Here is a 21,791-nt window from a genome sequence, read left to right as displayed (position 1 = left end):
TTACTCCTGGCTTGTTCTGTTGTTCGCTTCGACGGTTTGAATACTTTTCTTGAGCAATTCCTGCATACTTTCGGGTAAACGCCGGGGGCGACCGGTGTCCAGCGCCACACATGCTACCCTTACGTCTGCCTCACACAGCAATTTCCGATCATCAGCCCGGAATACCTGCTGCCGAAACCCCATCCACACTCTGCCAAATCCGACCGGCTCCGCTGTCACAAGCAACTGGTCATCCAGACGAGCCGGCACGGAATAGTGAATTGCCATTCGCTGCACAACGTAACTGATATTGTCCACCAGCCCCGCGCGCAAACTCACGCCACAGTTACGTACCCACTCGGTACGGGCGCGCTCCATGTAATGAAGGTATTTCGCATGAAACACGATACCACCGGCATCAGTGTCCTCAATGTAAACCCGGACAGGTAACTCAAATAAGGTGCCCGCTGCCTGCTCAAGCAAAAAGATCATCCTCCCTGCCGGATTTCGGCGCCAGAGCGCCAAAATGCTCGTAGGCATTGGAGGTTACCATTCTGCCCCGCGGTGTCCGAATCATATAACCCTGCTGAATCAGGAAGGGCTCCAGAACATCCTCAATCGTGCCCCGCTCTTCGCTGATCGCTGCGGCCAGGCTTTCAACGCCAACAGGACCGCCATCAAACTTCTCTATCATTGCAAGCAGCAGGCGACGATCCATATGATCGAATCCCTGACTATCAACCTTGAGCATGTTCAGCGCCTGATCGGCTATATCCGAGCTGATATGGCCGTCCGCACGAACTTCAGCAAAGTCCCGAACCCGACGCAACAAACGATTGGCAATTCGCGGAGTGCCTCGTGACCGACGGGCAATTTCAAAGGCCCCGGTCTCATCAATATCCACGGAAGACAGCCGGGCGGACCGCACAATGATGGAGGTAAGGTCCTCGGTGTTATAAAACTCGAGCCGCTGGACAATACCAAAACGATCACGCAAGGGGGACGTGAGCAGACCGGCGCGTGTCGTCGCGCCAACCAGGGTAAAGGGAGGCAAATCCAGTTTGATAGAACGGGCAGCAGGACCCTCTCCGATCATGATATCCAGCTGGTAGTCTTCCATGGCTGGATAGAGCACTTCTTCCACCGCCGCGCTGAGACGATGGATTTCGTCGATAAAAAGAACGTCACCCTCTTCCAGATTGGTAAGCAGCGCGGCGAGATCACCGGCCTTTTCAAGAACCGGGCCGGAGGTTGTCTTGATTGAGACCCCCATCTCGTTTGCAATGATATTGGCAAGCGTGGTTTTGCCAAGTCCCGGCGGGCCAAAAATCAGCACATGGTCCAGCGCTTCCTGGCGACCACGCGCCGCAGAGATGAAAATATCCATCTGTTCCCGCACCGCAGGCTGGCCAACGTACTCAGCCAACAAGGTGGGGCGAATAGCCCGATCATGTACTTCTTCGTATTCACCGGCCCGTGCTGAGATCAGTCGGTCGGATTCGATCATGGCATCACCCGTTTTTGGGGAATCAACATCATGCCTGTGCGCCCGCCTATGTTTAACGTTGCCCCAATTGTACAAACGGGCCCTAGCGTGTCACGTTACGCTCTCTACACGTTTGGCGCCATACAGGCGACACATTAAACTGGCGTCATTACGCCGGTATCATATTACGCAGAGCGAGACGGATCAGAATTTCGCTGGACATCCCCTCTTCCGCAACCTTGTTGATCGCCTTGGCTGCCTCCTGAGGCTTGTAACCCAGCGCGATAAGCGCCTCTTCGGCTTCCGCTCGCGCGCCTGGCCCGCGAGCGGAAACTTCCGTCGGGACCGCTTCAGATCCGGAAGTCCCCGGAGACGTGGGCACAAACTGTCCCTCAAGTTGCCCTATCCGATCCGTCATTTCAATAAGCAGGCGTTCAGCGGTCTTTTTGCCAACGCCCGGAAGTTTGACCAGGGCATTCAAGTCACGTGCCTCGATGCAGCGAATGAACTGTTGGGCATCAAGGCCCGAGAGAATCCCGACCGCGAGTTTAGGGCCAACACCATTAACCTTGATGAGCAGTCGAAACAGGTCCCTGTCCAGACGGGATGCGAAACCGTAGAGACTCTGGGCGTCTTCACGAACCGCAAAATGGGTATGAAGAATGAGTTCCTCTCCGGTTTCGGGAAGGTGGAAAAAAGTAGTGTAGGGAATATCAATCTCATAACCCAGTCCGGAGCATTCCACCAATGCCTGACCAGGCGCTTTCTCTATCAGAATTCCTCGGATACGACCAATCAAGGCGAATCTCCTGTCGCTCCTGAGAGCAGGTTATCGTTGTCGCACTCGCCCGCTGCGGACTTTACCCCCGGCACCAGCGACCCGCAAAATACTCTGACTCATGTGCGCATGGCACAAGGCTATCGCAAGCGCGTCCGCTGCATCTTCCTGAGGCTTTCGGGATAGAGACAGCAGAGCCTGAACCATATGCTGCACCTGGGACTTGTCTGCCCCGCCCTTGCCGACCACCGCCTGTTTGACCTGGCGGGCGGAGTACTCGTGAACAGCAAGTCCACTGTTGGCGGCACTGACAATAGCGGCACCACGTGCCTGGCCCAGCTTCAGTGCCGAGTCCGGATTTCTCGCCATGAACACCTGCTCAATGGCGAACTCTTCCGGACGATACTCGCCAATGAGTGTGGCAAGACTGTGGAAAATTGTCTGCAGGCGCTCGGCCATCGGCTTTTCGCCCACCCGAATGCAGCCGCTATCAAGGTATTCTATGCTACGACCTTCTGCCCGGATAATGCCAAAGCCGGTGATTCTCGACCCGGGATCTACGCCCAGAATGATCGCCAAATTGATACCCCTGTCGCGTCAGAGCGAATCCATGATTTCGCCGGAAATATCGGCGTTATAGTAGACGTTCTGAACGTCATCCAGATCTTCCAGCATATCAATCAGCTTAAACGTAGTTTCTGCGCCATCCCGATCCAGCTCGACACGCGTGGCAGGCACCATGGTTACCTCTGCATTGTCGGGTTTCAGGCCAGAGGCCACCAAAGACTCCTTAACATCCAGAAACTGCTCGGGCGTGGTTACAATTTCGAAAGAACCATCACTCTGTTCCGCGAGGTCCTCGGCACCGGCATTAAGGGCTGCCTCCATAAGCGAATCCTCGGAAACATCCGGGCCATAGCTGATAATACCCTGCTTACTGAAAAGATAGGCCACGGATCCATCAGTACCCAGATTGCCGCCCATCTTGTTGAAGGCATGCCGGATTTCCGCCACGGTACGGTTTTTGTTATCGGTCATCACTTCCACGAAAACCGCGACACCACCGGGGCCATAGCCCTCATAGGTAAGCTCTTCGTAGTTGGTATCATCGCCACCACCAGCGCCCCGCTCCACGGCACGCTCGATGGTGTCCTTCTTCATATTGGCGGTGAGAGCCTTGTCGATTACCGCACGCAGTCGCGGATTATCTTCAGGATTACCACCACCCTGACGGGCGGCGACTGTCAGTTCCCGGATGATTTTGGTGAAGATTTTGCCCCGCTTGGCGTCTTGCGCCGCCTTGCGGTGTTTGATGTTGGCCCATTTGCTATGACCAGCCATAAAACCACTCCATCCATCGCCCAGGTGGGGCGCCGACCACCGGCACACCCAGCCTGATGAATTTACTCGCTCTTTGCGTCTTCGCTTTCGGCCTTGTTGCCTTCCACGGCTTTGGTGGATTTTCTCCGGCGAATATGCAGCTCCCGCAATTGCTTGTCATCCACTTCGCCCGGCGCCTGAGTCATCAGACAGGTGGCGCTCTGGGTCTTCGGGAAAGCAATGACGTCACGAATGGACGAAGCTCCGGTCATCAACATGACCAAACGATCCAGACCAAAGGCCAGACCGCCATGGGGCGGACAACCGAATTTCAGAGCGTCCAGCAGGAAGCCAAATTTGGCACGGGCTTCTTCCTCGCCAATTCCGAGAATACGGAATACCGCTTCCTGCATTTTTTCGTTGTGAATACGGATGGATCCACCGCCCAGCTCAGTGCCGTTGAGGACCATGTCATAAGCCCGGGACAGAGCAGTAGCCGGGTTCGCGGCAAGCTCTTCTGCACTGCAGGACGGCGCAGTGAACGGATGGTGAATCGCAGTGAGGCCTCCGTCCGGCAGTTCCTCGAACATCGGAAAGTCCACAACCCAAAGCGGCGCCCACTCGCATGTCAGCATGTCCAGATCGTGGCCAACCTTGATGCGCAGTGCCCCCAGAGCCTCATTCACCACGGTGGTCTTGTCAGCACCGAAGAACACGATGTCGCCATCTTCGGCACCAACCCGCTCCATGATGCCCTGAGCCACGTTGTCACCCAGGAACTTGATAATTGGTGACTGCAGCCCCTCAACACCTTTGGACAGGTCGTTGACCTTGATATAGGCGAGCCCTTTGGCGCCGTAGATTCCAACAAACTTCGTGTAATCATCAATCTGCTTGCGTGTGAGTTCACCACCCTTCGGCACTCGCAACGCTGCAACACGACCCTTGGGGTCCTTGGCAGGGCCTGCGAAGACCTTGAAATCCACACTTTCAACCAGATCTGCCACATCAATCAGCTCAAGCGGGATACGCAGGTCCGGCTTGTCGCTACCAAAACGCTGCATGGCTTCGGAGTGCGGCATGCGCGGGAATGTCGGCAGTTCAACGTCAAGCACATCCTTGAACAGGGAACGAATCATATCTTCGTTCAGCCCCATCAACGTCTCTTCGTCGATGAACGACGCCTCGATATCCACCTGGGTAAACTCGGGCTGGCGATCGGCACGCAGATCTTCATCACGGAAGCACTTGGCAATCTGGTAATAACGGTCCACGCCGGAAACCATCAGTAGCTGCTTGAACAACTGGGGCGACTGCGGCAGGGCAAAGAAAGAGCCCTCATGGGTACGACTGGGAACAAGGTAGTCACGCGCACCCTCGGGAGTGGCACGGGTCAGGATGGGCGTTTCCACGTCCATGAAACCGTTGCTGTCCAGGTAGTTACGGATGTAACTGGTAACGCGTGAGCGGAAACGCAGGCGATTGATCATTTCCGGACGACGCAGATCAACAAAACGGTAGCGCAGGCGCACATCTTCGCCCACATCAACGTGCTCATCCAGAGGGAACGGTGGCGTCGCTGCCGTGTTCAGGATATTCACTTCCTTGCCCAGAAGTTCCACCTGCCCGGTGGGCATATTGTTGTTCTCGGTCCCCGCAGGGCGACGACGAACCCGGCCGGTTACCCTGATAACAAATTCGCTGCGAACTTTCTCTGCAAGGGCAAAGCTTTCCGGGGTGTCAGGGTCGACAACCACCTGCGATATGCCATCCCGATCCCGCAGATCAAGGAAAATGACACCACCATGGTCACGGCGGCGGTGTACCCATCCGCAAAGTGTGACTTCCTGATCAATGTGGGATTCGTTGATCCCACCGCAATAATGACTGCGCATACCGGTTCCCGTTGTTTCTGATGTGTGCGTAATGTCTGGCCAAGTAGGCGGGCATGGCTACTCAAATGTGGCCCGCAAGAATATCGTCGCGACCATACTGGAAAAGCCGCCCATTATAAACACAATGGAATTGAAAATCAGGCGTGATTCTCGCTGAAACCCGTCGCCAGATGACTCCCTCACAACAGACGGCTAGAATGCACGATTCACGCAGCATATGGAGCCTCACCTTGTCGTCCAGAGCCGAGCAAAAACTCCGAACCCGGAGAGCCCTGATGGATGCCGCCCTTTCGCAACTCAGCGCCGATCGCGGTTTTGGAAGCCTCAGCCTTCGGGAAGTTGCGCGCGAAGCGGGTATTGCTCCCACCTCGTTCTATCGTCACTTTTCCGAACTGGACGAACTGGGCCTTGCCCTGGTTGACGAAGGCGGTGTCGCGTTACGCCAGTTGATGCGCCACGCGCGAAAACGTATTGCCCGTGACGGTAGCGCCATATCCACATCGGTGGAGACCTTCATGGAGTACCTCGGCAATAACGCCAACCTGTTCCGGTTGATGCTTCGGGAGCGCACCGGCGTATCCAAGCCCTTCCGGACAGCCATCAAAGCGGAAATTGATCATTTTGCGACCGAGCTGGCCGATGACCTTCACAGGTTTGCAGAGGAACAGGGGAAACCCCTCTCAGACTCCAGACTCGTTGCCGAAGCCATGGTGACGCTGGTTTTCAATCAGGGTGCCGAAGCCCTGGATGCAGCGCCGAAAGAACGGGAAGACCTAAAGGTCAAGCTGAAAACCGAACTGCGTATGATTCTTATGGGTGCGCAGAGCATGGCCAGGCGCACAACCAGAGGCTAACTCCGGCCCGACTTGCCCAAGCCTCACTTCAGCAATGACAGGACAGGCGCGAGGGACTGCCTGATAGTGGCAAGCTCGTCATCGGCGTAAGGTACCGGATGCTGCTTTCCCCACACAGGCCCTGGCCATGCGGGATCGCCTTCAAAGCGAACAATATGATGCAAATGAAGTTGAGGCACCATGTTACCGAGTGCGGCCACGTTCATTTTATCGCCAGAAAACAGCTCCATCATACCGCGGCTTAAAGCAGAAGACTCTTCCATCAAGCGTTGCTGCTGCTCACCGCTAAGCTCATAGATCTCCCTGATACCTGCAACCGCAGGCACCAGAACCACCCAGGGCCAGGTCCGTTCATTCATTAACCGGATTTCGCACAACCGGGACGAGCCGAGATCGATAGTGTCAGCCGCCAGTCGATCGTGAAGCTGAAACTCCCGAACCTCGCTCATACTTACTCCGAATGGAACTGGTTTCTGCCACGACCAATGGCGTAATAAATCAGACCATAGCGATCGAGCATTTCAGGTTCGTAAAGGTTTCGGCCATCAAACACGACCGGCTCTTTCAGCGCAGAAGCAATCACATCAAAATCCGGGGAGCGGAACTCTTTCCATTCGGTGCAAATCACCAAAACATCTGCACCTTTCAGAGCTTGCTCCTTCGTGCCGCACAGAGCCAGCCCTTCCTGATCGCCATAAATACGCTGGGTTTCTTCCATGGCTTCCGGGTCAAAAGCCTGAACGACAGCACCGGCTCTCCAGAGGTCCTCCATAAGCGTGCGGGAGGATGCTTCACGCATATCATCGGTATTTGGTTTGAACGCCAGTCCCCACAGGGCCACGACCTTACCTTTCAGGCTGCCCCTGAAATAATGGCTGACCTTGTCGAAAAGCACGTGCTTCTGGGCGTAGTTAACAGTTTCTACAGCATTCAACAGGGGAGCGTCGTAATCGCAGTCCCGGGCTGTCCGGGCCAGTGCCTGAACATCTTTCGGGAAACATGAGCCACCATAACCACAGCCCGGATAAATAAAGTGGTAGCCAATCCGGGGATCTGAGCCAATGCCACGACGTACTGCTTCAATGTCGGCACCCAGGCGCTCCGACAAGTTTGCAATTTCATTCATGAAACTGATTTTGGTCGCCAGCATGGAATTTGCGGCGTATTTGGTGAGCTCGGCGGACCGCACATCCATAAAAATCATGCGATCATGGGAACGGTTAAACGGGTAGTAGACTTCCCTGAGAAGTTCCGCCGCCTTTTCACTGTCAGTACCAACGATAATGCGATCCGGCTTCATGAAATCGTTGATCGCGGCGCCTTCTTTCAGGAACTCAGGGTTCGATACCACATCGAATTCCCACTCAAGGCCACGACTGTCAAGCTGTGCCCGGACGGCCGCTTTAACTTTGTCGCCAGTTCCGACAGGGACAGTGGACTTATCGACCACCACCTTGTAATCGTCCATATACTTACCGATGGACTTCGCAACGGCAGTCACATACTGAAGATCCGCAGATCCGTCCTCATCAGGAGGTGTGCCTACGGCAATAAACTGCAGGGTACCGTGCGCGACAGCCTCTTCGGTGTCATTGGTAAACGACAGCCTGCCCGCCTCAACTGTGTGTCTGACAATATTATCGAGCCCTGGCTCGTAGATCGGTATCTGTCCGTTCTTCAGTTTCTCAATTTTTACCTGATCAACATCCATGCAGAGCACATGATGGCCTACATCTGCGAGACACGCGCCTGTTACGAGGCCAACATATCCGGTGCCAAAAATCGTTATCTTCATCCGTTAAATCCCGACCAAAACAAAAATTAAGTTCAGTTTGTGCGCGCAGCTTTCTTCTTCTGCCAGATTTTTTCCCAGGCAAGAGCGGTCCCGACAATGGTGTCCAGATTGTCAAAATCCGGCTCCCAGCCAAGAGTAGCCTGAATCCGGGAGTTGTCCGCCATCAAGGCTGCCGGATCCCCCGCCCGGCGTCCGGTTTCGGTCACCGGGAAATCAATACCGGACTGCCTTTTCACCACATCAATCACTTCCCGGACGGTGAAGCCACGCCCATAACCACAGTTCAACACCCGGGAATCCCCACCTCGGGACATGTAATCCAGTGCCATCACATGCGCCTTGGCCAGATCTTCCACATGGATATAATCACGAATACAGGTACCGTCGCGGGTATCATAATCGGTGCCGAACACACTCATACCCTCCCGCTGACCAGTAACGCATTCGCAGGCAACCTTGAGAAGATGCGTTGCTTCCGGAGTTGCCTGGCCCAGCAGACCATCAGGATTGGCGCCGGCGACGTTGAAATAGCGAAGTATGACGTAATTCAGATCCGAGGCTTCGGCGAGATCCATGATCATCCGCTCACTCATCATTTTGGAAGCACCGTAAGGGTTGATCGGCGCAAGCGGGAGATCTTCGGTTAACACGGTTTGCTCTGGCATACCGTAAACCGCCGCGGTTGAGGAAAACACCATATAGGGAATCCGGTATTTCTCAACAGCCTTGAGCAGGTTCAGGGTATTGCGGGTGTTGTTGCTGTAATACTTCAGAGGATTTTCGACTGATTCCGGCACTACGATATTGGCCGCGAAATGAAGGACGGCCTCGAACTCGTGATTTGAAAACAGGTCATCGATGGCAGCTTCATCGGCCAGATCGCCAACTATCAGCTCGCCGGCTGTAACTGCCCAGCGATACCCGGTCGAGAGGTTATCAAACACCACAATATCATGGCCCGCCTCGCCGAGCTGGCGCACAACGTGACTGCCAATATACCCGGCTCCGCCGGTAACGAGTACTTTCATGACCGAGGACCACTCCTTCCCTGATTATTACTTACGCTGACGACGTATTTCTTCCCGTCGCCGGCTGAAAAAGTCGCTTATTATCTGGCTACACTGATTCTGGAGTATGCCGGAAGCGGCTGCCACCTCCCAATTAAGGTGAGGCTCTTCCAGAGTGCGCCGGGCAGACTCTACGGCCCCGGCTTTTGGCTCAGCGGCACCGTAAACCAACCGACTTATGCGACTGTGCACTATTGCTCCAACACACATGGTACAGGGCTCGAGCGTTACATAAAGAGTCGCGCCGGACAAACGGTAATTGCCCACGCGCGCCGCTGCATCCCTGAGCGCCCGAATTTCCGCATGTGCTGTAGGGTCGCAACCGGTAATCGGGGCATTAAAACCGGCGCCAATCTCCCGGTCACCAAGAACCACCAATGCTCCGACAGGAACCTCTCCGATGCTGGCAGCCTGAGCCGCCAGTTCAAGCGCCCGGCCCATCCAGTATTCGTCGCGTGCATCATGATGAGACATCGGATCTGTCAGCGTCTGATTATTCCCACTCGATGGTCGCGGGCGGTTTGGATGAGACGTCGTATGTGACCCGGGAAACCCCGGTGATCTCGTTGATAATCCGGTTGGAAACGGTTTCAAGGAGATCGTAGGGCAGATGCGCCCAACGGGCGGTCATGAAATCGATGGTTTCAACAGCACGGAGGGCCACCACGTATTCGTAGCGGCGGGCATCCCCTACCACACCAACGGATTTCACCGGCAGGAACACCGCAAACGCCTGACTGGTTTTGTGGTAAAAATCCGCCCTGTGGAGTTCTTCCAGGAAAATCGCGTCAGCCCGGCGCAGGATGTCGGCGTATTCTTTCTTCACTTCGCCCAGAATCCGCACCCCAAGACCCGGCCCGGGGAATGGATGGCGGTAGACCATGTCGTACGGCAGGCCGAGCTCGAGACCGATCTTGCGCACTTCGTCCTTGAAGAGTTCTCGCAGTGGCTCCACGAGCTTCATCTTCATGGTTTCCGGCAAGCCACCAACATTGTGGTGGGATTTTATGACATGCGCCTTACCGGTTTTGGATGCTGCGGATTCAATGACGTCCGGATAAATCGTGCCCTGCGCCAGCCAGTTCACATCCTTGATGTTCGCGGCCTCATCATCGAAGACGTCGATAAACGTGTTGCCGATGATCTTTCGCTTCTGCTCGGGGTCGTCAACACCTTTGAGTTTTGACAGGAACAGGTCTTCCGCATCCACACGGATAACCTTCACACCCATGTTGCTGGCGAACATGTCCATGACCTGATCGCCTTCGTGGAGGCGCAACAGGCCATTGTCCACGAACACGCAAGTCAGCTGCTCACCAATCGCCTTGTGCAGCAATGCAGCAGTCACGGAGGAATCGACACCGCCGGAAAGCCCCAGCAAGACCTTGTCACTACCCACCTGCTCACGAATCTGGCGAACGGCATCATTTACGATTTTGGCCGGAGTCCAGAGTGCCTCACAGTTGCAGATATTCAGGACGAAGTGCTCCAGAATTCGCTTGCCCTGCAAGGTATGGGTTACCTCCGGATGAAACTGTACGCCGTAGAGGTTACGGCTCAGATCCTGCATCGCCGCAACAGGGGCGCTCTCGGTGGAAGCCAGCAGTTCAAAGCCTTCGGGCATGACCACCACCTTGTCACCGTGACTCATCCAGACATCCAGAAGAGAATCCCCTGTCGCGGTCAGATGGTCGGTGATATCGCGAAGCAGTGGACCGTCAGCACGCACCTTTATCTGCGCATAGCCAAATTCACGCTTCTCGGAACTGGCTACCCGACCACCAAGCTGCTCTGCCATGGTCTGCATGCCATAGCAGATACCCAGCACCGGAATGCCCCGGTCAAACAGGCCCTCTGGAGCCCGTGGCCCTCCCAGTTCCGTGACAGACTCGGGGCCACCCGCAAGGACGATGCCTTTCGGATTGAATTCATCAAGCTCTTCGGCGGTAATATCGAACGCCCTGATCTCACAAAAGACGCCAATTTCCCTCACCCGTCGAGCAATAAGCTGGGTGTACTGGGAACCGAAATCGAGAATCAGGATACGGTGGTCGTGGATGTTCTGGGGCATGGAGTCCTCGGATCAAAAAACAACGCGGCCCAGTTGTTGGGCCGCGTTCAGATAAGGCGATAATCAGCCGATACGGTAGTTGGGCGCTTCCTTGGTGATCGTCACATCATGAGCGTGACTCTCACGCATACCGGCACCGGTAATACGAACAAACTCGGGTTTAGTCCGCATCTCTTCCATGGTGGCGCTGCCGGTGTAGCCCATGGAGGCCCTCAAACCACCCATCAGCTGGTGAACAATATTCCGCATCGGACCTTTACAGGCCACGCGACCCTCAATGCCCTCCGGAACGAGCTTTTCAATACCCTTGCTGGCGTCCTGGAAATAACGGTCGCTGGATCCCTGCCCCATGGCACCAATCGATCCCATTCCACGGTATGCCTTGTAACTGCGTCCCTGGAACAGCTCAACCTCGCCCGGCGCCTCATCAGTACCGGCCAGCAGGCTGCCAATCATCACGCAATGAGCACCCGCGGCAATGGCTTTGGAGATATCGCCAGAGAACCGCACACCACCATCAGCAATCAAGGGAACACCTCGATCCTTCAGGGCGGATGCAACATTGGATACTGCGGAGATCTGCGGCACGCCGATGCCAGCAACGATCCGTGTGGTACAAATAGAGCCAGGACCAATACCGACCTTGACTGCATCTGCTCCAGCATCAGCCAGAGCGATGGCTGCCTGGGTGGTGGCGATGTTGCCGCCGATAACCTGAACCTCCGGGAAGTTCTGCTTTACCCAGCGCACACGATCAATCACGCCTTTGGAATGCCCGTGGGCAGTATCCACCACGATCACATCCACTCCGGCTTCAGCCAGCGCGGTAATACGGGCTTCGGTATCACCGCCGGTACTCACAGCGGCACCTACGCGCAGGCGGCCCTGGTCGTCCTTGCACGCCAACGGATAATCCTTGGCCTTCTGGATATCCTTTACCGTGATCAGGCCGCGCAATTCAAAATGGTCGTTTACAACCAGAACCTTCTCGATACGGTGACGATGCAGGAGTTCCTTTACGTCCTCCAGACTGGCGCCTTCCTTGACAGTAACCAGCTTTTCCTTCGGGGTCATGATCTCACTAACCGGCGTATCCATACGGCTCTCAAACCGGATATCACGACCGGTAACAATACCCACAAGATCATGGCCATCAACCACCGGCAGACCGGAAATGTTGTTCGCCAGGGTAATGTCAACCAGTTCCCGTACAGTGGTGCCAGGCGTTACCGTGATAGGATCCTTCACCACACCGCTTTCGAACTTCTTGACCTTGCGAACAGCCGCCGCCTGTTGCTCAACGGTCATGTTCTTGTGCATGATACCGACGCCGCCCTCCTGCGCCATGGCAATCGCCAGCTCCACATCAGTGACGGTATCCATCGCAGAGGATATGAGAGGAATATTCAGAGTAATGCCCTTGGTCAACTGCGTCTGCAGACTGACCTCGTGAGGAAGAACTTCGGAATATCCGGGGACCAGCAGAACATCATCAAATGTCAGGGCTTCTTCGGCAATTCGCAGCATTGGGATCCGCCTTTTGATCGTGCTAAATTGGGAGTTTCCGTGCTGCACCCGCGGTGGCACAGCAGAGCAAAATCCTTAATCGACCTATTATAAAGGGGCGCTCGGGGACAGTAAACCGCGCCTTTCTGAAGGCCTCATTGCATCTTCATGAATTTTCGGTATTTTTACCCTTCCACTTTTCGGCTTTTGCGTATGGATGACCACGAAAAACCCTCCCCGACGGCTGTATTTCAGGATACCAGACCCCGCGCACTGAGCGTCAGCGAGCTGAATCATCAGGCCAGGCACCTGCTTGAGTCCAGCTTTATGCAGGTGTGGGTGGAAGGTGAACTGTCCGGCTTCTCGCGCCCATCATCCGGCCACTGGTATTTCTCGCTGAAGGACCGCAAGTGCCAGATACGCTGCGCCATGTTCAAGGGGTTTAATCAGCGCTTACGCACCATACCGAAGGAAGGCGATCAGATCCGTATTCGCGGTAAAGTGACTCTCTATGAGAACCGCGGCGATTTCCAGATTATCGTTGAGCACATCGAGCCGGCCGGCCTTGGCCAGCTGCAGCAGGCTTTTGAGGAACTGAAACGCAAACTGCAGACCGAAGGCCTTTTTGACACCTCGCGCAAGAAACCAATTCCAGCTGTTCCAGCACACATCGGCGTGGTCACATCCCCGACAGGCGCCGCCATCCACGATATCCTTACCGTTCTTGCCCGTCGCTGCCCGGCGATACCGGTCACTGTTTACCCAACGGCCGTGCAGGGCAAGGCCGCGACTGCCGATATCGTGCAGGCTATCGAGAGAGCCCAGGCGCATGGTGCGGCTGACGTTCTGATTGTTGGCCGGGGGGGCGGTTCCCTGGAGGACCTCTGGTGCTTCAACGAAGAAGCCGTAGCACGAGCAATCGCCAATTGCAGGATTCCCACGGTCAGCGCTGTTGGTCATGAGGTGGACGTCACTATCGCCGATTTCGTCGCTGACCTACGAGCGCCAACACCCTCGGCCGCTGCAGAAAAGATATCCCCGGATCAGCAAAACTGGCTACGGCAGATTGCGGAACGGGAACTTCGACTTACCAACGCTGCCCGGCGAGCCCTGACGAGGTTTGGCACCCAACTTGAACATTTCAGTGCGCGCCTGAGGGACCCCCGGCGTGAGCTACAAGAAAAAGCGCAGCGCATGGACGAGCTGGACTTGCGGCTCGGCAAAGCCATGCGCCAGCGGCTAGACCGCGTTACTGTGCGTAGCGAACATCTCATCCAGCGCCTGGCCATGCAGTCTCCTGCCAGACAGCTGACCAGCAACAGGGAGAGCCTGGCTCGGATTGAAGAACGATTGGGCGCTGCCATTCGCCAGCGCCTGAAGCAGCGGCGGGATCACTACGAGTATATTGCGCAAACGCTTCACCTGGTCAGCCCCCTTGCCACGCTGGGTCGTGGATACGCTATCGTCCGGGATGGGGAGGGAGCCATCGTTCGTGACGCACTGACTCTCGCAACGGGCGACCGTATCAGCGCACGCGTCGCCGAGGGAGAGATCATGGCGGAGGTGACATCCATCAATTCCGCTAAAAATTAGCGTTCAAATGTGGCCTGACTAAGCCAATGGTCTACTAGTCCATGATTTCAAACGGCCTAAAGTTGTGCGGAAAGGCAATAAAACAACAACAGGCACAATGAGGTGGAATATATGGACTACCACTCAGAATTCCGGCGGTCGATTGACCAACCGGATACCTTTTGGCGTGAACAGGCGGAACAAATTGACTGGTTCGAGCCACCGAAAACCATCTGGCAGCCAACGGATAATGGCCATGGCCAGTGGTTTCCTGACGGAGTTCTGAACAGTTCCGATGTCGCACTTGATGCCAACATTCGTGCCGGCCGGGGTGACCAGACAGCCCTGATTTACGATTCCCCCGTAACCAACACCAAACGCTCCTACACATACCAGGAGCTCACCGACGCAGTCGCCCTTTTTGCTGGCGCTCTCAAGGACCGGGGTATCACCAAAGGGGATCGGGTCATTATTTACATGCCGATGATCCCGGAAGCGGCCATCGCCATGTTGGGCTGCGCCCGTATCGGAGCCATTCACTCAGTTGTCTTTGGCGGCTTTGCGGCCCACGAGCTTGCCGTCCGGATTGACGATGCAAAGCCCAAGGCAATCATTACTGCATCCTGCGGCATCGAAGTCGCCCGTGTAATCGAATACAAGCCTCTGGTTAACAAGGCCATTGAGCAAGCCCGCCACAAACCCGAAAGCTGTATCGTTTACCAGCGGCCTCAGGCCACAGCCGACATGGCAGCGGGAAGAGATTTTGACTGGAATGATCTTGTAGCCTCAGCCCAACCCGCTGCACCCGTGCCGGTAAAATCCACGGATCCGCTGTACATCCTTTATACCTCCGGCACGACCGGGAAGCCCAAAGGGGTCGTCCGGGACAACGGCGGCCATGCGGTAGCTCTGAACTACAGCATGAAACTGGTGTACGACGCCAATCCCGGAGACGTTTACTGGGCAGCATCGGATGTAGGCTGGGTCGTTGGTCACAGCTACATTGTCTATGCGCCTCTCTTTGCCGGATGCACAACCGTCCTTTACGAGGGCAAACCAGTGAAGACGCCGGATTCCGGTGCTTTTTGGCGTGTAGTACAGGATCACGGCGTGAACCTCTTGTTTACCGCCCCGACTGCCTTCCGTGCGGTACGCAAGGAAGACCCGGAGGCTGACCAGCTGTCGCGCTACAACATCAGCTCACTTAAACGAATCTTCCTGGCCGGCGAGCGGCTGGATCCGCCGACCTACGAGTGGCTCAAGGAACATACCAACCTCCCGATTCTTGACCACTGGTGGCAGACTGAGACTGGCTGGGCAATCTGCTGTAATCCGGTTGGCATTGAAATGATGGCGACAAAGCCGGGCTCCGCCACCGTGCCGTCGCCCGGTTATAACGTCCAGGTGGTAGGCATGAACGGCAGTCAGATGCCGGCCGGAGAGCAGGGACAGATAGCGGTAAAATTACCATTACCTCCAGGCTGCCTGACGACCATATGGGGCGATGATGACCGCTTCCGGAACAGCTACCTGGATCCCATCCCGGGCTTTTACAGCAGTGGAGACGGGGGCTTCATCGATGACGATGGCTACGTCTTTGTCATGGGACGCACCGATGATGTTATCAACGTAGCGGGTCACCGCCTGTCTACCGGAGAAATGGAAGAGGTCGTCGCCTCTCACCCGGCCATTGCTGAGTGCTGTGTTGTCGGGGCGCACGACGACATGAAAGGCCAGATTCCGGTTGGTCTCGTACTTATCAAAGACGGAGCAACCATTGACCATGACGAACTGGAGGAGGAGCTTGTTGAGATGGTTCGCGACAAGATCGGAGCCATTGCCTGCTTTCGTCGTGCCATGGTGGTGGATCGCCTGCCGAAGACCCGCTCCGGAAAGATATTGCGACGCGTCATCCGGCAGATTGCTGATGGAGAAGAATATGCGGTTCCCAGCACCATCGATGACCCGGCTATCCTGGAAGAAATAAGCGAGCAGTTCCGCGGCTGACCTCATACTCCGGGAAAATCCATCTGGCTCACCTAACGGGCCAGATGGATTCGTGCTTAACCCATCCCAAACCCTTGTTTTTAAACCACTAAACCCAAAAACCAAACCTTTAAAAAAACTTTGACGCCCCCAAAAGTCGGTCTATACTGAAAATGCTGTGAAAAAACAGCGGTATTTGGTGAATGCGCTACAACGTCCTGCCGAAGAGCTCTTCGTTGCCCCTTTCTAAGTACTCTCTGGATTTCTCAGCAATGGTTCCAACAAGGAATATGATGGTCCCGTGAGGGCAAATTTCAGAAAGACAGGAAAGATAAATGTCCGATACAAAAACCGGCCACGTGAAGTGGTTCAACGAGTCCAAAGGCTTTGGCTTCATCGCTCAGGACGGTGGCAGTGACGTATTTGTTCACTACAGTGCAATCAACGCAAGCGGCTTCCGTACCCTGACCGAAGGTCAGCAGGTACAGTTTACCGTAACTCAGGGCCCGAAAGGTCCCCAGGCGGAAAACGTAACCCCGGTCTGAGGTTACAACTTCCGTCCTTTGCCCCTCACGGGCATGGGATAATCAATAAGCCGGCATTCGTGCCGGCTTATTTCGTTCAAGCTTCTACCTTAATCTCTCAGGCATCGACCTCTTCTTCCCTGGTGCTCTCAGCAGGCATCTTAACGCCCACTGCCTGAGCGACCGCAGAAAACAGTGCCTGCAGGGTTGCAGATGTGGTGTCCTCTGCAAGCGCGGCCGCACTGCAATGCTGTCCATTAGCCGTCAGACGGATACAGGCAAGCGCATTGGCATTGGTGCCCTCGCCCAAAGCAAATTCATCATAAGCCTCAACCGCTATCGAGATACCAAAGCGACGCTTCAGCGCATCGGAGACAGCTTCAACCGCACCTAACCCGTAGCCCTGGAGCGTCACCACTGCATTTATCGAACCCACTGAAACATCTGCACGTACGCCATTCTCATCACGATGCAGATCATAGGAACGCAGCTCCCAATCACCGGGAACCTCCAGATAACGGTCCTCGAATAACCGGTGGATCGTCAACGAGTCGATTTCGCCCCCGTTGGTTTCAGCTTCTCGCTGAACCACCTTACTGAATTCAATCTGCAGCCAGCGTGGCAGACTGATGTTGTAGTCACGCTCCAGCACATAGGCGACGCCGCCCTTTCCGGACTGGCTGTTGATGCGCACCACTTCCTCGTAACGACGCCCGACATCAAATGGGTCAATGGGCAGATAGGCCACATTCCAGGTGTCATTTTCCTGGCGACACGACAGGCATTTACGAATCGCATCCTGATGGCTACCGGAGAAAGCGGTGAAAACCAGCTCGCCAGCATAGGGGTGCCGCGGATGAGTGGAAATTTCGGTGCAGGCTTCAACCACTTCAGTGATTTCCGCCATACCAGACAAATCCAGCGTCGGGTCAATGCCCTGGGAATACAGATTCATGGCCATGGTAACCAGATCCATATTGCCGGTGCGCTCACCGTTACCCATCAATGTCCCCTCGACACGGTCAGCGCCGGCCATCACCGCCAGTTCGGCCGCAGCCACAGCACAACCACGGTCGTTATGTGTATGCACGCTGATACTGATGTGTTCACGGCGCTGAATGTTGTCGCAGATCCATTCAATCTGATCAGCGAATACATTCGGCGTCGCCATCTCCACCGTCGCCGGCAGATTGATAATAACCGGCTGACCGAGATCCGGCCGCCAGATTTCGGTGACCGCATCAATAACCTCAGCCGCAAAGTCCAGCTCGGTTCCAGTGAAGCTCTCGGGGGAATATTGGAATGTCCACTCCGTCTCCGGATGGCGGGCTGCAATATCCCGAACGACCTTGGCACCATTGACTGCAATTTCCGTGATACCTGCGCGATCAAGGCCAAAAACCTGCTCGCGCTGGACTGTGGAGGTCGAGTTGTACACATGTACGATCGCCCTTTCCGCCCCTGCGAGAGCCTCATAGGTGCGCTCAATCAGCTCCGGCCTTGCCTGGGTCAAAACCTGAATTTTGACATCGCCCGGGATTCGGTTTTCCTCAATCAGTTTCCGGCAGAAATCGAAATCCGGCTGACTTGCCGCCGGGAAACCGATCTCAATCTCCTTGAAGCCCAACTTCACCAGAAGATCAAACATCCTCTGCTTCTGAGCAATGGACATGGGTTTGACCAGCGCCTGGTTGCCGTCCCGAAGATCAACCGCACACCAGAGGGGTGCCTTTTCGATAACCTTGTCCGGCCAGCGACGATCGGTTTTTGCAACAGGCTTAAAAGCAACATACTTGCGATGATCAAATGCCATTGGGGTGATTCCTTGCGGTTGCCATGATTACTATTTCGATACCAATAGAATAACGCAACTTACCAGGCATTTGATTGCTATTTTTCTGAAATCAGGGTCATATGAGCTATAATATACTCACATACGATATTTTGATGGCATTTTATGACACAAAAATCAGAAAACCTTGTCAAAATCGACAAAACTGACCGGCGAATCCTGGAGCGGATCCAACAGGATGGATCGCTGACCAACCAGGAACTGGCAGACCAGGTTGGCTTATCACCCTCGCCATGCCTGAGGCGCGTTCGGGCTCTGGAGGAAGCAGGAATTATTGTCAGGACAGTGACCATTCTCGATCACAAGAGGCTGGGTCTCTCCCTGACCGCCATCATTTTAATTGGCATGGACCGCCACACACCCGAACGTTTCTCGGCTTTTGAGGAGCAGGTCGCCGAGTATCCGGAGGTACAGGAGTGCTATTTGATTACCGGCCACGATGCGGACTACATGCTCAAGGTTGTGGTGCCCGACATGGATCATTACCACCACTTTCTGCTGAACCGCATTACCCGGATTCAGGGAGTAAGTGGTGTGCACTCCAGCTTCGTGCTCCGCCGGGTGATCGACAGTACCGCCCTGCCCCTGGGCTATCTGTCCTGAATCAGCGAATCAGTTCACGGACATAGGCACCCGCCATGCACTTGAGCTCTTCAACCAATTGGCGTCCCTGGGTTTCCGGAAGCGTTACTGCCAGGCGGAGTATGGTTCCGGTTGAGCGTGGCAACAACAGACTGGCAGTCCATCGTCGATGCCCGGGAATCTGCGGACATTCTTCTTTGAGTCGCGCGTCCAGTTCACGGGCATTGCTGTAGAGCTCTCGGAGGTCGAGATCCCTGAGTTCCGGCATGGCCTCCACACCACTCCAGATGGCGGAATAGGCAGGCTCGCTTCGATAGAACTCATAAAACTGGTCTATCAATTCGTCCACTGCATCGGTCAGACTGAGCTCCGGCAGCCTCTCCCGAAGGGCTGTTTCCATCTTCTCCACATGAAGCTCGGCAATGGCATGAACGATCGCCGCCTTATTGGGAAAATACCGATAGAGGGAGGCCAGAGACATGCCCGCCTCACGTGCTATGGAGGACATACTGGCGGCATCGACGCCGGTCTCATGAAAGATGGCTGCAGCGTGTCGTAGAATGGTGTCGACTCTTTCCCGACTGCGCGCCTGGACCGGGCGACGCCTTGGTGCAACATCGATAGTTTCGTCGGTCATCATCTGTACCTTGTGATGCTGGCTCCGTACAATAACCACCACTTTACGACAAATAAAGGCTTCGGCGGGCCAACCGCCGCCTGTCCATTAGTCTAACAACACTGATCTGAACCAAACGGAAGACACGATGCGAGCAAGCCGTTACCTGATTGCGACCCAGAAAGAAACTCCAGCAGACGCCGAGATTATCAGCCACCAGCTCATGCTGCGTGCGGGCATGATCCGCAAGCTTGCAGCCGGACTCTACACCTGGCTGCCAATGGGGTTGCGTACCCTGCGCAAGGTTGAACGGATTGTTCGCGAGGAGATGGATAAGAGCGGCGCCCAGGAAGTGCTGATGCCGGCTGTACAGCCGGCTGAACTCTGGGAAGAGTCCGGACGCTGGACCGAGTATGGTGGTGAGCTGCTTCGCATGAAAGACCGCCACGGTCGAGAATTCTGCTTCGGCCCGACCCACGAGGAGGTCATTACCGATCTGGTCCGGAATGAACTGAGTAGCTACAAGGAGCTGCCTGCGAACTTCTACCAGATCCAGACCAAGTTCCGCGATGAGCGCAGGCCGCGCTTTGGCGTTATGCGTGCCCGCGAGTTCCTCATGAAGGATGCCTATTCGTTCCACCTGAACAGCGAATCCCTGAATGAAACCTATCAGGTGATGCATCGCACCTACTGCGCCATTTTTGACCGACTGGGCCTGGATTACCGGCCGGTACAGGCCGACTCTGGCGCCATCGGCGGCAGTGCCTCCCATGAATTCCATGTTCTGGCCTCCTCGGGCGAGGACGACATCGTTTTCAGTACGGACAGCGATTACGCAGCGAATATCGAAAAAGCCGAGGCCGTTGCGCCGGCGGGCGACCGTCCGGCACCCGCTGAAGAGTTGAAAGAGGTATCTACCCCGGACCAGCACACCATTGATGCCGTCTCCGATTTCCTGGGGGTCAACGCCACCCGTACCGTGAAGACACTCCTGGTTAAGGCCGAGGCTGAGGCCGATGAAGACAGTGATGCAGGCCTCGTTGCCCTGATCCTCAGGGGTGACCATACCCTGAACGAAATCAAGGCCGAAAATCTTCAGGGCATCGCAGAGCCCCTCACCATGGCAACAGATGAGGAAATCGAAAAGGCGGTAGGCTGCAAGCCGGGGTCAATCGGACCGGTCAGTCTGACGATACCCGTCATCGTCGACCGCAGCGCCGCTCACCTGGCAGACTTTGTGTGCGGTGCCAACAAGGATGGTTACCACCTGACCGGCGTAAACTGGGATCGTGATGCCCCCCTTTCCCGGGTAGAAGATATCCGGAACGTTGTTGAAGGTGACCCAAGCCCCGATGGCAACGGCACTCTGGAAATCCGTCGAGGCATTGAGGTTGGCCACATCTTTAAGCTCGGCAACAAGTACAGCAGGGCCATGAATGCCACCGTACTTGATGAAAACGGCAAGAGCGTGGTGACGGAAATGGGCTGCTACGGTGTCGGGGTATCCCGGATTGTGGCCGCCTCCATCGAACAGAACCATGATGACAAGGGCATTATCTGGCCAGACGCCATTGCCCCGTTCCAGGTTGCTATCGTCACCCTGAACGCCCACAAGTCACCTACTGTGGCGGAAGCCGGCGAAAAGCTCTATGAACAGCTGCGTCAGGCAGGTTACGACGTGCTACTCGATGACCGGAACGAGCGCCCGGGAGTGAAGTTTGCGGATATGGAACTGATTGGTATTCCGCACCGCTTTGTGGTTTCCGAGCGCGGACTCGGTGCCGGCACCCTGGAGTACAAGGGGCGCAGTGATGAAGACAAGCGCGACATTCCCGTCGCAGAGGCCCTGCCATTTCTGATTAACCAGTCTCCGCGCAAAGGGCTGTGAAGACGATCGGGCCAACAGCA

General features: G+C 55.5%; 20 protein-coding genes. 6 read left to right on the top strand and 14 right to left on the bottom strand.

Features of this window, described 5'->3' with window-relative positions; translation table 11 throughout:
• The 6 genes from ybgC to aspS form a co-directional block, all read right to left on the bottom strand.
• Entirely contained in the window at positions 1-471 is a 471-nt protein-coding gene (gene ybgC / locus KFJ24_RS04730; protein ID WP_250829919.1) for a tol-pal system-associated acyl-CoA thioesterase, read from the bottom strand.
• Positions 455-1,486 (bottom strand): Holliday junction branch migration DNA helicase RuvB, encoded by a 1,032-nt coding sequence (gene ruvB / locus KFJ24_RS04725; RefSeq protein WP_250829918.1) that lies wholly within the window; start codon positions 1,484-1,486, stop codon positions 455-457. The genes ybgC and ruvB overlap by 17 nt, the downstream gene beginning before the upstream one ends.
• 148 nt (positions 1,487-1,634) lie before the next feature.
• Entirely contained in the window at positions 1,635-2,264 is a 630-nt protein-coding gene (gene ruvA, locus KFJ24_RS04720) for a Holliday junction branch migration protein RuvA (protein WP_250829917.1), read from the bottom strand.
• Between the two features lie 30 nt (positions 2,265-2,294).
• The gene (gene ruvC / locus KFJ24_RS04715; protein WP_250829916.1) at positions 2,295-2,822 is read right to left on the bottom strand and encodes a crossover junction endodeoxyribonuclease RuvC; all 528 of its coding nucleotides are present in this window, start codon (positions 2,820-2,822) and stop codon (positions 2,295-2,297) included.
• Between the two features lie 18 nt (positions 2,823-2,840).
• Positions 2,841-3,584 carry a YebC/PmpR family DNA-binding transcriptional regulator gene (locus tag KFJ24_RS04710; RefSeq protein ID WP_250829915.1) on the bottom strand — a complete coding sequence of 248 codons (744 nt, stop codon included), beginning with the start codon at positions 3,582-3,584 and terminating at the stop codon, positions 2,841-2,843.
• 62 nt (positions 3,585-3,646) lie between these two features.
• Positions 3,647-5,458, bottom strand: a complete 1,812-nt coding sequence (gene aspS / locus KFJ24_RS04705; protein WP_250829914.1) for an aspartate--tRNA ligase — start codon at positions 5,456-5,458, stop codon at positions 3,647-3,649.
• Positions 5,459-5,688: 230 nt separating this feature from the next.
• Here aspS and fabR point away from each other — a divergent pair, with 230 nt between their 5' ends.
• A complete protein-coding gene (gene fabR, locus KFJ24_RS04700) occupies positions 5,689-6,312 on the top strand; it encodes an HTH-type transcriptional repressor FabR (protein WP_350455564.1) in 624 nt (207 codons plus the stop codon).
• Between the two features lie 23 nt (positions 6,313-6,335).
• Here fabR and KFJ24_RS04695 read toward each other — a convergent pair whose 3' ends face one another.
• From KFJ24_RS04695 to guaB, 6 genes are all read right to left on the bottom strand, one after another.
• Positions 6,336-6,761: an HIT domain-containing protein gene (locus KFJ24_RS04695; RefSeq protein ID WP_250829912.1), complete on the bottom strand. Its 426-nt coding sequence runs from the start codon at positions 6,759-6,761 to the stop codon at positions 6,336-6,338.
• A 2-nt stretch (positions 6,762-6,763) separates the two neighbouring features.
• On the bottom strand, positions 6,764-8,107 hold the full coding sequence (locus KFJ24_RS04690; RefSeq protein WP_250829911.1) for a UDP-glucose dehydrogenase family protein: 1,344 nt from the start codon (positions 8,105-8,107) through the stop codon (positions 6,764-6,766).
• 32 nt (positions 8,108-8,139) lie between these two features.
• Positions 8,140-9,135, bottom strand: coding sequence for a UDP-glucose 4-epimerase GalE (gene galE, locus KFJ24_RS04685; RefSeq protein ID WP_250829910.1), 996 nt, complete (start codon positions 9,133-9,135; stop codon positions 8,140-8,142).
• Between the two features lie 27 nt (positions 9,136-9,162).
• A complete protein-coding gene (tadA, locus tag KFJ24_RS04680; protein ID WP_250829909.1) occupies positions 9,163-9,648 on the bottom strand; it encodes a tRNA adenosine(34) deaminase TadA in 486 nt (161 codons plus the stop codon).
• 19 nt (positions 9,649-9,667) lie between these two features.
• Entirely contained in the window at positions 9,668-11,245 is a 1,578-nt protein-coding gene (gene guaA / locus KFJ24_RS04675) for a glutamine-hydrolyzing GMP synthase (RefSeq protein ID WP_250829908.1), read from the bottom strand.
• A 63-nt stretch (positions 11,246-11,308) separates the two neighbouring features.
• Positions 11,309-12,772, bottom strand: a complete 1,464-nt coding sequence (gene guaB, locus KFJ24_RS04670; RefSeq protein WP_250829907.1) for an IMP dehydrogenase — start codon at positions 12,770-12,772, stop codon at positions 11,309-11,311.
• A gap of 192 nt (positions 12,773-12,964) precedes the next feature.
• Here guaB and xseA point away from each other — a divergent pair, with 192 nt between their 5' ends.
• From xseA to KFJ24_RS04655, 3 genes are all read left to right on the top strand, one after another.
• Positions 12,965-14,344 (top strand): exodeoxyribonuclease VII large subunit, encoded by a 1,380-nt coding sequence (xseA, locus tag KFJ24_RS04665; RefSeq protein WP_250829906.1) that lies wholly within the window; start codon positions 12,965-12,967, stop codon positions 14,342-14,344.
• A 102-nt stretch (positions 14,345-14,446) separates the two neighbouring features.
• Positions 14,447-16,330, top strand: coding sequence for a propionyl-CoA synthetase (locus KFJ24_RS04660; RefSeq protein WP_350455563.1), 1,884 nt, complete (start codon positions 14,447-14,449; stop codon positions 16,328-16,330).
• Positions 16,331-16,644: 314 nt separating this feature from the next.
• Positions 16,645-16,854, top strand: coding sequence for a cold-shock protein (locus KFJ24_RS04655; RefSeq protein ID WP_008169155.1), 210 nt, complete (start codon positions 16,645-16,647; stop codon positions 16,852-16,854).
• Positions 16,855-16,951: 97 nt separating this feature from the next.
• Here the strand turns inward: KFJ24_RS04655 and leuA are convergent, their stop codons facing one another.
• Positions 16,952-18,646, bottom strand: coding sequence for a 2-isopropylmalate synthase (leuA, locus tag KFJ24_RS04650; protein ID WP_250829904.1), 1,695 nt, complete (start codon positions 18,644-18,646; stop codon positions 16,952-16,954).
• A 144-nt stretch (positions 18,647-18,790) separates the two neighbouring features.
• Between leuA and KFJ24_RS04645 the strand changes: the two genes are divergently transcribed.
• A complete protein-coding gene (locus KFJ24_RS04645) occupies positions 18,791-19,288 on the top strand; it encodes an Lrp/AsnC family transcriptional regulator (protein ID WP_250829903.1) in 498 nt (165 codons plus the stop codon).
• A gap of 1 nt (position 19,289) precedes the next feature.
• Here KFJ24_RS04645 and KFJ24_RS04640 read toward each other — a convergent pair whose 3' ends face one another.
• Positions 19,290-19,904, bottom strand: a complete 615-nt coding sequence (locus KFJ24_RS04640) for a TetR/AcrR family transcriptional regulator (RefSeq protein WP_250829902.1) — start codon at positions 19,902-19,904, stop codon at positions 19,290-19,292.
• A gap of 127 nt (positions 19,905-20,031) precedes the next feature.
• On the opposite strand from KFJ24_RS04640, the gene KFJ24_RS04635 reads away from it, so the two are divergent.
• Positions 20,032-21,771: a proline--tRNA ligase gene (locus KFJ24_RS04635; RefSeq protein ID WP_250829901.1), complete on the top strand. Its 1,740-nt coding sequence runs from the start codon at positions 20,032-20,034 to the stop codon at positions 21,769-21,771.
• Positions 21,772-21,791 lie beyond the last annotated feature (20 nt).

Source organism: Marinobacter sediminum (assembly GCF_023657445.1).
In the GTDB taxonomy this organism is placed as follows: Bacteria; Pseudomonadota; Gammaproteobacteria; order Pseudomonadales; family Oleiphilaceae; genus Marinobacter; species Marinobacter sediminum_A.
This window is presented reverse-complemented; position numbering and strand designations above follow the sequence as displayed.